Annotated in this window: 12 protein-coding genes; 3 read left to right on the top strand and 9 right to left on the bottom strand. The window is 57.4% G+C overall.

Translation table 11 applies throughout. The features are described 5' to 3' along the window. Window positions 1-31: 31 nt before the first annotated feature. The 3 genes from AZE99_RS11430 to AZE99_RS11420 form a co-directional block, all read right to left on the bottom strand. The gene (locus tag AZE99_RS11430; protein WP_067201179.1) at window positions 32-625 is read right to left on the bottom strand and encodes a CC0125/CC1285 family lipoprotein; all 594 of its coding nucleotides are present in this window, start codon (window positions 623-625) and stop codon (window positions 32-34) included. Between the two features lie 122 nt (window positions 626-747). Further along, window positions 748-1,950, bottom strand: a complete 1,203-nt coding sequence (locus AZE99_RS11425) for a hypothetical protein (protein ID WP_067201177.1) — start codon at window positions 1,948-1,950, stop codon at window positions 748-750. A 97-nt stretch (window positions 1,951-2,047) separates the two neighbouring features. Beyond that, on the bottom strand, window positions 2,048-4,507 hold the full coding sequence (locus AZE99_RS11420; protein ID WP_067201176.1) for an outer membrane beta-barrel protein: 2,460 nt from the start codon (window positions 4,505-4,507) through the stop codon (window positions 2,048-2,050). A 129-nt stretch (window positions 4,508-4,636) separates the two neighbouring features. Here AZE99_RS11420 and AZE99_RS11415 point away from each other — a divergent pair, with 129 nt between their 5' ends. Then, window positions 4,637-5,254 carry a hypothetical protein gene (locus AZE99_RS11415; protein ID WP_156472232.1) on the top strand — a complete coding sequence of 206 codons (618 nt, stop codon included), beginning with the start codon at window positions 4,637-4,639 and terminating at the stop codon, window positions 5,252-5,254. A gap of 35 nt (window positions 5,255-5,289) precedes the next feature. Next, complete coding sequence (locus AZE99_RS11410; RefSeq protein WP_067201167.1) at window positions 5,290-5,634, top strand: YXWGXW repeat-containing protein; 345 nt, start codon at window positions 5,290-5,292, stop codon at window positions 5,632-5,634. Window positions 5,635-5,749: 115 nt separating this feature from the next. Here the strand turns inward: AZE99_RS11410 and ribA are convergent, their stop codons facing one another. From ribA to AZE99_RS11390, 4 genes are all read right to left on the bottom strand, one after another. Then, entirely contained in the window at window positions 5,750-6,847 is a 1,098-nt protein-coding gene (ribA, locus tag AZE99_RS11405; RefSeq protein ID WP_067201164.1) for a GTP cyclohydrolase II, read from the bottom strand. Beyond that, window positions 6,844-7,638 carry an exodeoxyribonuclease III gene (gene xth, locus AZE99_RS11400; protein ID WP_067203597.1) on the bottom strand — a complete coding sequence of 265 codons (795 nt, stop codon included), beginning with the start codon at window positions 7,636-7,638 and terminating at the stop codon, window positions 6,844-6,846. The genes ribA and xth overlap by 4 nt, the downstream gene beginning before the upstream one ends. A 290-nt stretch (window positions 7,639-7,928) precedes the next feature. Next, entirely contained in the window at window positions 7,929-8,558 is a 630-nt protein-coding gene (locus AZE99_RS11395; protein WP_067201159.1) for a LolA family protein, read from the bottom strand. A gap of 94 nt (window positions 8,559-8,652) precedes the next feature. Beyond that, window positions 8,653-10,968, bottom strand: a complete 2,316-nt coding sequence (locus AZE99_RS11390) for a DNA translocase FtsK (RefSeq protein ID WP_067201152.1) — start codon at window positions 10,966-10,968, stop codon at window positions 8,653-8,655. 172 nt (window positions 10,969-11,140) lie between these two features. On the opposite strand from AZE99_RS11390, the gene AZE99_RS11385 reads away from it, so the two are divergent. Continuing rightward, complete coding sequence (locus AZE99_RS11385; RefSeq protein ID WP_067201149.1) at window positions 11,141-12,373, top strand: UbiH/UbiF/VisC/COQ6 family ubiquinone biosynthesis hydroxylase; 1,233 nt, start codon at window positions 11,141-11,143, stop codon at window positions 12,371-12,373. Window positions 12,374-12,382: 9 nt separating this feature from the next. Here AZE99_RS11385 and AZE99_RS11380 read toward each other — a convergent pair whose 3' ends face one another. Both AZE99_RS11380 and AZE99_RS11375 read right to left on the bottom strand, forming a co-directional pair. Continuing rightward, complete coding sequence (locus AZE99_RS11380) at window positions 12,383-13,150, bottom strand: SDR family NAD(P)-dependent oxidoreductase (RefSeq protein ID WP_067201147.1); 768 nt, start codon at window positions 13,148-13,150, stop codon at window positions 12,383-12,385. Window positions 13,151-13,217: 67 nt separating this feature from the next. Beyond that, the gene (locus AZE99_RS11375) at window positions 13,218-13,898 is read right to left on the bottom strand and encodes an OmpA family protein (protein ID WP_067201143.1); all 681 of its coding nucleotides are present in this window, start codon (window positions 13,896-13,898) and stop codon (window positions 13,218-13,220) included. Between the last annotated feature and the right edge of the window lie 21 nt (window positions 13,899-13,919).

Genomic DNA, 13,919 nt, shown 5'->3' with positions numbered 1-13,919 from the left:
TTTTTGTTCGATTCAATACCGGTTTCCGCGATCAATCGTCTTCCGGCCGTTCGATTGTTGGTCCCAGATCGTTGATGACGGTGCGTGCATCAAATACCCGGTCGCCGTTTGTCGGCATTTTCCCTTTGCCCATCTTGATCTCGGCCTGTGCCTTGAATTTCTCGACCGTGCGTATGTCAACGTCGTAGGACCAGAAGCGGCTGGTGCCATAAGGATGCCAGATCACCCAGTCACTGCCGGCATAATAGCTCCAGTGGGGGCGCCAATAATCATAATAAGGCCCATATCTGCTGATCCGCGGATAGCGGTCGACATAAGTTCGCCGGTCAGCTTCCGTGGTATGGTCGAGCAGCTTGAACCATTGATCGCCATTCTGGATGGTCAATTCCGCTGCGCGATAGAGCAGATAGCTCTCCACCCGGTCTTGCGAGGTCAGCGTGTTGCCTTCAAAGCTGACCAGGTAGCGATTCTCGCCGAGGCGGGTTTCCGAATATCCGCCAGCTATTTTCTGACCGGAAATATTGGGCTGATAGGGAGTCGCGGTCATGCAGGCGAACAGCATGAGCGTCAGCATCAACGCGGAGCCCTTTGCCGCCAATTTTTTCAAATCTGTTGGTAAAAACATATCATCATCTCCGTCTGGATTTCTGGGGGACTATGTCTTGGTGGCGAACCCGCCCGGATATTCTCACTCCGTTTAAAGAAGCGGAACTTCCGGGCGGGGCACTTTTATCGAAAGCCGCAGTCCTAGTTCACGCTGTCGGCAGGAACTTCATATTCATGGATGAAGTTGATGATTGCCCGGGCATCATCTGCTGCTTGCGAGAACACAGAGATCGAACCGCTGCCGCTATAATCCTCGTTGTTGAAGATCACTTCATAAACGTTGATAACCGTGGGAGCATAGGTTCCATCTGGTTGCTTGATCAGCACTTCAACCGTGATATCTTCATACATATCGGATCGATCGTAGGAGAATTCGCTGAAGTCGAAGACCGAATAGGCCACATCACCGGTTTTCTCGATATTGATGCCGAGGAAGGCATTGAGATAGGCAACTTCATCAACCGAGAATGAACCGGTCTTGTCCGTGGCTCCGGCAGCGAAAGCGGCTGCCGAGACCAGATCTTCCATTGTCAGGACACCATCAACCAGATGATCGAATTCGGTGCCCGGCAGGTCTTCGACACCCGGAATGGTTCCGGTGGTCATCAGCGCCACATAGATGGCCAGATTTTCCAGTGGCGAGTCAATCGTCTTAGCGACGCCATCGACAGTCAGAACCAGACGGCCAGCAGCATCGAGGGAAACATCGGTTGCTGTATTCAGCAAGGTGATAACCTCTTCGGCCCGGCGATCCAGAACTTGTGTTGGCGCGCGGCCGACGTTCAAGCGGCCCAATTCCACTTCGGTAGCGAGCGAAGGATCAATCGGTGCGCCTTCCTCGTCCAGCGGGAGCGGATTGCCGTCCGCATCAATCGGCTGAACAAAACCATCTTCACTCAGGATCGGAACGCCATTGTCATCGCGCAGGATGACATACATGTCACCATAAAGGTCTCCTCTGGCGCTGCCCGCGGTCGAAGGCTTTTCTCCGCGGTCATTTTTTCCGCCGCCACCGCCGGCCCATGCGGGCTTGTCCGAATCTTCCTCTCCGTCGTCGGAACTGGCAGTCACATCCCGGAAAATATCTTCCAGACTGTCATGGCCACCTTTTTTACCCTGTCCCTTTTCACCGGCAGCATCGCCTTTGCCGCCCTTCTGACCCTTTGATCCGTGATCGCTGTCATGATCGCTATGGTCGGATGAGCCGCTGCTATGACTGTCCTGGATGGCGGCATTGGCTGCATGGGTTGACCCGAACGGTACAACACCCAGTGCCAGAATCGCTGCCATTGCTGTGGTGATGGAAAGCTTCTTATAAGATGTAATCTTGCTTGTATTCTTCACGATAAGTTCCTCTGTTTATAGGTACCGTTGCAAATTAGCTGACGAGTGATTTGTGTCTCTAAGGAATGATACTTACGTGCTTGTCAGTAGCAGCCGGTCACAGTTTGAACGCCAGGGCGATGCGGAAAAGATTCTCGCTATTGTCGAATCTGTCGACCGACTGATCAGCCTCGATGTCGAAAGCGCCATAGTCGGTATGGGTGTAATCAACTCGCAATCGGGCGCTCGAACTGAGCCCCAACTCCACCCCTCCGCCAAAGCGGGTGCCGGTTTTCCAGTTTTTCTCGCGGACAGAAATATTGCTGGTGGAAAACTGTGTGTCGAACTTGGTGCGGACGACACCAATTCGCCCATATAGCAGTGCTGAATCGCTGATCTGGTAACCCAGTCTTGCGCTGCTTCCGTAGGAATATTCATGCTCGGTTGAGAAAATTCTGCCCGAGGGGTCCCGGTCAATATTCCAGTCGATATTGGATATATCTGCGTCAATCTCCGCGCCAAGGTAGAATTTTTCCCAGACAATTCCCCCGCCGGCCAGCAGGCCGAAAACCGGCCCGGCGCTGCTGCGCGAGATGTCGATCGGTACGCCGCCGGACCGAAATCCGAAATTCTGGCTGATCACCGATCCGTGGCCAAACTGGACGCCGGCATAGGCTCCGGAAAAATCATGAGCGGGCTGATCGGATTCCGGCGTGGCACCAAGGCGAAAACCGATGCCCAGGCGAAACTGATTTTCGCTGTTGGAAAAATTGTCGAACTCGCCCTGGCCTGTGGGCACATCATAGTCACCATATGAGGCCAGAGAATATTCCCCGCGAACAAAACCGCGCGATCCAAAGCCGGCTTCCATGCCCAGTCCGAACCCGACACCGGTCTCCCGTTCGCTGATATCGGCAGAGCTGCCCGGATGATCATAGATGGTCCGGAACCGGCTCGAAACAACGCCAAAACGGCCATAGACAAGGTCGGAACCTGCATTGACATAGCCAAGGCGGAGGCTTGCTCCAAAACTGTCTTTCTTTTCCAACGAAAACACGCGGCTGGCGTTGTGATTCCATTCCGGTCCGGCCAGTTGGCCTTCCACTTCCAGCCCCAGATAAATTGGTCCGGTGACAAATCCATAGCCGGCTGCTGCAACAGCCGCAGCGCCATCATCACCGAAATCCGCAGTGTTGCTGCCGCCATTTCCCCGCGGCCCGTCGAGACCAGTGGTCATGGTGCCGTGACTGAACAACAATGCGCCGTAGCCGCCGCCCGGACCGGATTTACCCGATAAGGAGAATTGGCTTGCGGCGTCCCAATTCTTGCGCGGTTCCAACTGCGCGCCAATCCTCAGGAACAGCCGGTTTTCATCATAATCGAAACCGGCCCGATTGGATGTCCTTTGGGCAAAGTCATAGTCGGCACCCAGATAAATCCGTTTGTCGAGCCAGTAGCGCGCCCACAGTCCGGTGGACGTGACAAATTCGGATCGTGATGCGCCGAAATAATCATAATGCGAACCCTGGATGATGAAGCCCGAGGTTAACCGCGGCGTATTGATCGCGCGCAAGGAAAATTGGCCACTGGTCAGAATATAGGCGGAAGCACCTGGCAGGGTCGTCTCCTCGACCGTGCGATCAACACGGACGGTAGCGGATATCCCGGTCGGATCCCGCCAGTCGAGCAGCGCGCCAAAATCAACCGTACTGACATCACGCAGCAAAGGGCTGTCATAATTTTGTTCCAATATACCGGCGTATATTTCGGCGCTCAATTGTGGAGAAAATTTGTGACGGAGACCAAGCGCCGCCGAATAGCCATCGCTGCTTCTCGCAAATCCAAAATCGTCAAAATCATCATCATAGCGCCGCTCGTCATAAGCGGCCTGAACGAAAATATCCGTCCCCGAGGACAGTTCATAGCCGAACCGCCCGCCCAGCTCATAGTGGACCCGGTCACGGTCATCATTGTTGATCGTACCGAATGTGGACGGGATGTCGGAGAAATTGAGATCGGTAATGGTTCCCGCGATGCGGGCCGATATATCGCCCTTGTTCCAGAGCAGCCCCGCAAAACCATAGCCGCGCTGATATTCGGTCGGGTTCAGGCCGTTGACATCTTCGGGAGACGACCGGTTTTCATGATCCCAGCGATAGTCTCCGCCGCCAACTATAGTCAGTTCGGATGACAGGCGCGCGCGGCTGTTCAGGCCGATCTGCCAATCATCATAATCTTCTGCGCTGTTGCTTTCATAGCGCCCGATTTCACCGCGGCCGGTGACGGAAATTTGGTAATTTTCACCCTTGGCCAGAACGTCAAGCCGGGGCCGCGCTATACCAATAAGATCATCGACCTCGTCATTTTGCGTGGCAAAAATATTGTCGAGATAGCCAAACGCCATATCAAGCTCGGCATCAAAGCTTATCGCATCGGAAGCAACCGTTTGCGCTGGCTCGCTATCCTCTTCCAGAGGAGGTGCCTGCGTTTCGGGCTGGGCCTGAGCCTGATAGCTTATACCGGCCATCAGGCAGAGCAGGGACACACCGCAACCATGTTTGAATCGTGAATAGTTCATTGAATTTAACCCCGTTTTTCCTTGGGGTAACAGATAGTCGGCGTGGCTTTTGTTCCTATACGTAATTGCCCCGATTGTGTTGAAGCAGGTCGCACTGATAGATTTTGGGTTCCAGCAAAGGAGTCTCAAATGCAAAAACTACTTGTCATACCCGCCGCCGCGTCGATGATGTTCGCCGTTGCGCCTCTCACCATTGCCAGCGCCTCCGCTATAGATGCGGACGTTGCAGATCAGGCATCGTCAAGCCGCCCGTCGCCACCGATGCCACCACGGACCGGTGCGCCGGACATGAAGCCCGATGGCGCTCAGGACATGTTGCAGACTCGGGACCGGCTGCAAGATCGGGATTGCGATCAGACAAAAGACTGTGACCCGATATTGGATGGTCAGGCTGAACCGGATCAAGACCGCGACAGGGATCGTGATCGGGATCGCGTTATCGACCCGGATGCCGATCAGGACCGTGACCGGGATCGGGACCGTATCATCGATCCGGATGCGGAACAGGACCGCGACCGGGATCAGAATCGCCTTATCGATCCGGATGCCGATCAAGATCGCGATCAGGATCGGGATCGTATCATTGATCCGGATGCGGAACAGGACCGCGACCAGGATCGGGATCGCCTTATCGACCCGGATGCTGATCAGGATCGCGACCAGGACCGGGATCGTATCATCGATCCGGATGCTGACCAGGACCGTGACCGGGATCAGGATAAACTGAGAGAACCGGGGTCGTTATAAACCCGTCCTCCCACCCGAAACAGGAGCAAGAAATCATGAAGAACAAATATATTGCCGCATGCATGGCTGGCACGATGATATTGACCGGATGCGCCGGACATATGCATTCACCCTATCGGGACGGACGCGTGCCCATCGGTCTGCAGGTTTCGTTCATCGCCAATGCGCCACCACCGCCGCGCCGCGTCATCATTCCGCCGCGCCCGGTGGTCGGAGCGGTCTGGATTGACGGCTATTGGGACTGGACCGGCGTCCGCTTCGTCTGGGTTGACGGCTTCTGGGACCCCAATCCGCCGCGGAACAGAGTTTGGGAAAAGAGCCGCTGGGTGCACAGCAAACAGGGTTGGTACCGGACACCGGGGCGCTGGAGAGAGCGGTGAGGGTGTGGACGGGGATTGTTTTTCTGGCCACATCTTGGTTCATGGCTTGAAAATAGGCTGGATGGCATCGGTCGGCGGCGCGTGCTTTCGTTGCTTTCGCCAATTGCATCTACCGTTATAATTTATGTCCCGTCCGGTCCCGCTTGGTGTCGAGATAGAATTCATTATGCGGATTGGCGGCAATCTTGACCGGCAGCCGTTCTTCCACGGTCACGCCACATGCTTCCAAACCTTCCACTTTTTCCGGATTGTTGGTTAGCAATCTGACCTTGGGCACGTTGAGCAGCTCCAGCATCCGGGCGGCGATGGAAAAGTCCCGCGCATCAATGGCGAAACCCAGCCGTTGGTTCGCATCGACCGTGTCAAAGCCCTGATCCTGCAGCGCATAGGCGCGCAGCTTGTTGATCAGGCCGATCCCACGTCCCTCCTGCCGCAGATAGAGCAGGACGCCCCAGTTCGCCTCGGTCATCTGTCCGAGCGCGGCGTGGAGCTGCGGCCCGCAATCGCATTTCAGGCTGCCGAGAACGTCGCCGGTCAGGCATTCACTGTGCAGGCGCACGACCGGCGTGCTGCTGTCGCGCTTGCCAACCACCAGCGCGACATGATCGGTAGCATCGGCGTCGCTGCGAAAGCCGTAGATATGCGCTTCTGAATTGGCTGCGACCGGGAGCCGGGCATGGGCGCTGATCGCCAGCGCGGTGGAATCGGCATAGGCCGCGGCATCCTCTGCATCTACTTTATCCTCCGCATCATCGACGATCACGAACGCCGGGAGCAATCCGCCCTGGCGCGCCAGTTCCATTGCGGCGGTGGCGGCTGGCGCATTGGTCAGAGTCTCGCTGCGGAACGGTCCCTTCATCGGATATTGCATGTCGAGCACCGGATCGACGATCGCTATAATCTCTGCTGCGGTCACGGGCGCCGGAAGGCTGATCTGGATCGGCAGGTTCGGGTCGGCGGCAGCGAACTGGTTGAGCAGTTTCAGCGTCGCTGCGCGGCTGGCTGAGATGAGCAAAGAGACCGTCCCGGACGAGGGCAGGGCCTCATCCAGATTGCCGGTCTCGACCGGCAACAGATTCAGCCGCTTGCCATTCGCTTTGACGCCGATCGGCCAGCCCCGACGGAGCGCGTCAATCGCGCGGGCCGCTCGGCGAGCGGCAGCCTGCCGGGCCCCATCTGCCTTGCGGGCCTCGTCGTGAGGCGCTGCGTTCAAAATTCGAATTCCGTGATCAGTGGCGCGTGATCCGATGGCTTGCCCCAGCTGCGCGCGTCTTCAAGGACCGAATGGCTGACCGCCTTGTCTCCCAGCTCCGGGCTGACCCAGACATGGTCGAGCCGCCGGCCCTTGTCCGAGGCGCGCCAGTCCTTGGCGCGATAGCTCCACCAGGTGAAGAGGCGCTCGGGATCGGGGATCAGCTTGCGGCCGACATCGACCCAGCCATGCGCGTCGCGCATCTTGTAGAGATGGTCGATCTCGATCTGGGTGTGGCTGACAACCTTGACCAGCGCCTTGTGGCTCCAGACATCGGATTCCAGTGGCGCGACATTGAAGTCGCCCATCAGGATCGTCGGCTCTTTCAGATTTTGCGACCATTCGGTCATCCGGCCGAAGAAATCGAGCTTCTGCCCGAATTTCGGATTGAGTTCACGGTCAGCAATCTCGCCGCCAGCGGGAATATAGACATTCTCGATTCTGATGCCATTTTGCAGCACCGCACCGACATGGCGGGCTTCGCCATTATTCTGCCAGTCAAACCGTTCATCCTTGTGCAGCGGCACGCGGCTGATGATCGCGACGCCGTGGTGCATCGGCTGACCGTGCAATATCATGTGATTATAGCCGAGGCGCCGGAACATCCCTTCGGGAAATTGTTCGTTGCGCACTTTGGTTTCCTGCAGACACAGGACATCGGGTGCTTCCTCTGTCAGGAAACGCTCAACAATGTCGAGGCGGGCACGGATGCTGTTAATATTCCAGCTGACGATTTTCAGACTATCACTCATGGCGAGTCTGATAGCCACGCTTGCGCCGAAACCCAAGCCCAAAGGCGATAGAGATGTCGGGAAATTTCGCAGGACGGGGAAAGGAAAACCCCCACCTCCGGGGGCATTTAGGAGGTGGGGGCAAACTCGCGTTCGTCACGCATCGGATGGGTTGAGACTTGTTTGATCAGGTAACAGGGGGAAAACCTGACTGTCTCTTCTCATCCTGTATTTGGTTATAGTCCTCTGTTTCTGTCGGGAATATGAACGAAAGAAAGATCATGTTCTGCTGATCCTTAGCCGGTCTCGGTTCATCGCTTGCCGCGGCTTTTTTTCCGCGGATCATCCCAGTTGAAGCTGCCGTTGGAGACCGGAACACCGAATTTCTGATTGGACAGGCGGATCGATGTGCGATTATTTTTCGAATCGAGCGACACCCATCCATCCAGGCTCAAACCGCCGGGCGCGCCGGGTTTTTTCGTGAAAACCATCGTGATTATGCCATATTCCGGCCGTTTCGGGTCGCGGACTTCGACGCTCAGCACCCCGGGATTGCGAGTCGGAATGATTTTGCCATATTTTGACAGGTCCCGTTCCGGATTGAGCAGTGCGGCGAGCGGACTATTGCTGATCGGCCAGCGCTGGACCTGATTCACTTCATAGTCGATCAATGTCAGCGCTTTCCCGTCGCCGACGATCAGCAAGTTGGCATCTTTCTGATATTGAAAGCGAATCTTGCCGGGCTGCTTCAAGGTGAGCGTGCCGGTCAGCAATTGCCCGCCGCGATCGGTCTGGGTGAAATTCGCGGTCATCGTCGACATGGCGCGCAGATGGGCTTGAATTTTCGACAGACTGTCGGCGGGGCTTTGCTGTGCGGTGGCGGGCAGGCTTGCCGTCAGTGCCAGCGGCGCAGCGATCAAGGCGAAAGCATATTTAAACATTACGAAAACTCCAGATTATCCAGATGGCCGCCTAGCCAGTGGCGATTGAACAATGGCTTAATCATTCGGTCAGGAAGCAGACCGGATATTGCTCCTAGAGCGGCTCGCCATGTTGGTCGCGCAGCACTTCGCGGCGTCCGATATGGTTGGGCGCGCTGATGAAATCATCTTCCTCCATCCGGTCGATGATCCGCGCGGCGGTATTATAACCGATCCGCAATTGCCGCTGCAGCCAGCTGGTCGAGACTTTCTGGCTTTCGAAGACAATCTGGCAAGCCTGCGTATATTGGCGATCTTCCTTGCTGTCGCTCAGATCCGCGCCGTCCAAGGCAAAGCTGCCATCTTCGGGCTCTTCGGTCACCGCCTGGATATAATCGGGCGTTCCCTGCGAGCGCCAGTGGTCGGCAACCCGCCGGACTTCGTCATCGGAGACGAACGGTCCGTGAACGCGCGTCAGCTGCTTGCCACCGGGCATGTACAGCATGTCGCCCTTGCCGAGCAGCTGTTCCGCGCCCTGTTCGCCCAGAATAGTCCGGGAATCGATCTTCGAGGTGACGTGAAAGCTGATCCGGGTCGGCAGGTTGGCCTTGATCACGCCGGTGATGACATCGACCGAGGGCCGCTGCGTCGCCATGATCAGGTGGATACCGGCCGCACGCGCCTTTTGCGCGAGCCGCTGGATCAGGAATTCGACTTCCTTGCCTGCGGTCATCATCAGGTCGGCAAGCTCGTCGACGATGATCACGATCTGCGGCAATACTTCAAAGTCGAGCTGCTCTTCCTCGTAAATCGGGCGCGAGGTTTCGGGATCATAGCCGGTCTGGACGCGGCGTCCGAGCGGCTGGCCCTTGGCTTTGGCGGCTTTCACCTTCTCGTTATAATTGGCCAGATTGCGCACCGAGATGGAGGACATCATCCGGTAGCGTTCTTCCATCTGCTCGACTGCCCATTTCAGCGCTCTTATGGCCTTGGCCGGTTCGGTCACCACCGGCGACAGCAGGTGCGGAATATCGTCATAGGTGCTGAGTTCCAGCATCTTCGGATCGATCATGATCATTTTGCAATCGTCAGGCGTCAGCCGGTAGAGCAATGACAATATCATGCAGTTCAGGCCGACCGATTTACCCGAACCGGTGGTGCCGGCGACGAGCAGATGCGGCATCGGCGCCAGATCGGCGATAACCGGATCGCCGGAGATATTCTTGCCGAGAATGATCGGCAGCTTGCCGGTTTGCTCGGCGAAACTGTCGCTGCCGACCATTTCGTGCAGCACCACCATCTCGCGATTGGCATTGGGCAATTCGATCCCCATGACCGTGCGCCCGGGAATCGCGGCAACACGCGCCGACAGCGCCGACATGTTGCGGGCAATATCTTCGGCCAGCTGGATGACACGGCTTGCCTTGATGCCCGGCGCCGGTTCCAGTTCGTACATGGTGACCACCGGACCGGGCCGGACCGCGTTGATCGTCCCCTTGACGTGAAAGTCGTCGAGCACGGATTCGAGCAGGCGCGCGTTGCGTTCCAGACCGGCCTTGTCGATCACATTGTTATTCTGTTCCGGCGCAGGGGTCAGCAGGTCGAGCGATGGCAGCACATAAGGCCCGAAGAAATCGCCCTGCTTGCCTTTGCTGACGCCGGCTTTCTTCGGCGGCAACGCCCGTTCGCTGATTTCCGGTGGTGGCCGGTTGTCCGGTTTGACCGATTTGCGCGGAGCCGGTTCTTTCTTGGACTTGGGTTTGGTTACGCCAGACCGATCAGGCTCGATTACCAGACCGTCTTCCTTCTCGGCAAAAGGGCTTTTCATCGCCGGGATTTTGAAAGATGTTCCAGAGAAGAGCGGCCTGTCGAGTCTCAGGCTGAAATAGCCGAGGACCAGACCGCCAGTCACGGTCAACGCAACCAGGATGCCGGAAATCAGGCCGCTCCAGCTGGCCGATATCGCGTTGAGACCGGCGCTGGTTCCGTTAGCGATCAGCATGCCGGAAAGTCCGCCAAGGCCCGAAGGCAATTCCATTTCCGGTTCGGGGAACCAGAGCGCCAGGCCGGTGCTCACCAGCAAAGTCGCTACCAGGCACCAAAGCAGCTGCTGCTTCCAGTCGGGCTGGGGAATGTCGCGCCACAGGCGATTGGCGAGCAACAATAGCAGCGGCAGGAATAATATGACCGGCAAGCCGATCAGCAGCAATAACAGGTCGGACATATAGGAACCGAAAATCCCCATCCAGTTATGTTCAACGCTGCCCGCCGATGTATTGAACGAAGGGTCGCTGGGAGAATAGCTGGCCAGTGCCAGCAACAGGAACACGGTCGCCAGAAAGATCGCGATGGCCCCGATCAGGGCACCACTGCGCAGCAGGCTGAGCCGCATGATCTCGCGCCAGTTTGCTTCATTGGCTTTTTCCGCCATCATATACTCCCGTGCGTCACCCCAGCCGAAGGCGCGCGTTAACTAACTGCTCCTTTGCGCGAATCGGGGACTCGCCGTCAAGTTTCTTGGCTTTATTTTACCGGATTTGCCTTTCCTTCCCGGCCGTCGATGCCTAACTATATCCCATATTCGGGCTCGGAAAGGCGTCTCCATGGGAATTGACTCTCGGCAAAGCGACATCATCATATTGGGAGCGGGCATGATCGGCCTGACCCAGGCGCTGACCCTGGCCGCCCATGGCTTGCGCGTAGCGATCATCGACCGCGCCGATCCGGCCGACTTGCTGAACCCGCAAAATGATGCCCGGGTCTCGGCGATCAACAGCGCCAGCTGGAACATGTTTGACGCCATCGGACTGGCGGACAAATTGCGGCCGCATGGCTGTGATATCGCAAAAATACTGGTCAACGACGGACTCAAGCCCGGCACTCTGGACTTTGTCCCGGGGCAGGACGAAGGCCCGATGGGCATCATGGTGGAAAATGCCGTGCTTCGGCGGCTGTTGTTCGAGGCGGTTCAGGCCCATGACGGCATTGCACTATATCTGTCGACACAGGTCGCGTCCTGCGAACGCGGAGAACATCTCGTCGATATCATCCTCGATAATGGCGACCAGCTTTCCGCGCCGCTGTTGATCGCCGCCGATGGCCGCGGTAGCCGGATGCGCGAGGAAGCCGGCATCATCATGGCGCACTGGCAATATGATCATAGCGCGATCGTCTGCAAGATCGCGCATGAGAAGCCGCACGGCAACACCGCCTATGAGCTGTTTTTCCCGTCCGGCCCGTTCGCCATCCTGCCGATGCTCGACGATGCGGATGGCAAGCACCGCTCGGCGGTAGTGTGGACGGTCTCGAGAAAAGACGGCCCGGCCTATGCCAAGATCAACGAGCGCGCCTTCATCGCCGAAATGATGAAGAAAACCGGTGGTTTTCTCGGCGAACTTGAATTGCTGACCGACCGCCAGACTTACCCTCTGGGCTTTCACCATAGCTCCCATCTGACCGCCAATCGTCTGGTGCTGATCGGTGATGCCGGCCATGGCATCCACCCGATCGCGGGGCAGGGGCTCAATCTTGGCCTGCGCGATGTCGCGGCGCTGACCGAATGTCTGGTTGAGGGCGCGCGCACCGGCCTCGATCTTGGCGATGCGCAAATTCTCGCGCGCTATGACCGCTGGCGCAGCCTCGACAATATGATGGTTTCGGCGGCAACCGACCTGCTGACGCGGCTGTTCGGCCTGCCGGGAGAGACCTCTTCGAAGATTCGCCGCATGGGCATCGGCTTGGTTCAGCGGATTCCGCCGCTCAAGGCGCAATTCATGGCCGAGGCCAAAGGCGAAACAGGCGATCTGCCCAAATTGCTCAAGGGCGAACTGGTCTAGGAACTAACTCTAGCGCGAACCCTGACCGTCATCGATCTTGATCACGGTGCCGGTCACCGCATCAGAAGACGGCGACACCAGAAACAGCAGGGTGCTGTCCATCTGCTCCGGCTGAGCCACCCGCTTGCGCGGGAAATGTACCGAAAAATCGCCAGCACGCTCGATCATGCCATCGGCCATGTCGGTGGCGAACAGGCCCGGCGCAATGCCATTCACATTGATGTGAAATTTCGACCATTCGACTGCCAGCGTTTCGGTGACACGAACCACACCGGCCTTGGTTACTGAATAGAGAGCTGCCCCGCCACCACCATAGCTAGTCGCTGCGATAGACGCGACATTGACGATCCGTCCCGGCGTTTTTTTTGCGATCAGCGGACGGGCAAACTCGTTCGACAAGATGACCACGCTGCGCAGATTTGTATCCAGCACATCGTCGATCAGGTCTATCGACATCCGGGTGGCATGTTCGGCGTCAACGATCCCTGCATTATTCACCAATATATCCGGCTGGCCGAGCGTTTCGGTAACCGTTGGGATGATGGCCTGAAGCTGAGCGGCATCGCGGACATCCAGTGCAAAGGCTTTGGCGGTGCCGCCAGCAGCGGTGATCTCGCTGACCAGATCGTCCAGCTTGTCCTTGCGGCGGGCAGTGCATGCGACCTTCGCGCCGCAAGCCGCCAATATTTTGGCAAAACGACGGCCCAATCCGGCTGACGCACCGGTTACGATGGCAGTCCGTCCTGTGAGATCGATGGAAAAATTGACTTTGGTCATGTGCGGGCATCCTCTGCAAATTTTTGCAGGGGATGCCCGTGATCATGCGTTAAGCGCAAGCGCTAATTTAGTTGTTCAGATCATCCTGCGCGATCGGGACAATCTTGATTTCGACCCGGCGATTGGCTGCCCGGCCTTCTTCGGTGCTGTTGCTGGCGACTGGCTGGCTTTCACCATAGCCCTTTGTTGCCAGACGGGCGCGCTGTACGCCGCTGTTGGCAAGAAAATTGGCAACCGCTTCGGCGCGCCGCTCGGACAGAGCCTGATTATAAGAATCGCTGCCGGTGCTGTCGGTGTGGCCGAGCACATCGACATAGCTTTTCTCATATTGCGACAAAGTGTTGGCAACATTGCCCAATGTCGTCTGGAAGGCTGGACTGATTGCGCTGCTGTCGACGGCGAAAGTGACGCTCGACGGCATGTTCAGGATCAGATTATCGCCTTCCCGGGTGACATCGATACCGGTGCCGGCGGTTTGCTGCCGCAGCTTCTTTTCCTGCTCGTCCATATAATAGCCGATGCCTGCACCGGCGAGGCCACCGAGGCCGGCGCCGACGATCTTGGCCGTACGGTCATTGCGACCACCCAGCACGTCGCCGAGCAGATATCCGCCGACAACGCCGCCGAGGCCGCCAATGGCTGCTTTGGAGATGGTCCGGTTTCCGGTTTCGGGGTCGGTTACGCAGCCGCTGGTCAGTGCCAAGGCGCCAAGCGAAACCGCTGTAACTATTGATTTGTTCATCCGCATGTTCTTCTCCCTTTTAGGTAA

This window comes from Sphingorhabdus sp. M41, from assembly GCF_001586275.1.
GTDB lineage: Bacteria > Pseudomonadota > Alphaproteobacteria > Sphingomonadales > Sphingomonadaceae > Parasphingorhabdus.
Note: the sequence above shows the minus strand (reverse complement) of the source record. Positions and strands in the feature narration are given on the sequence as shown.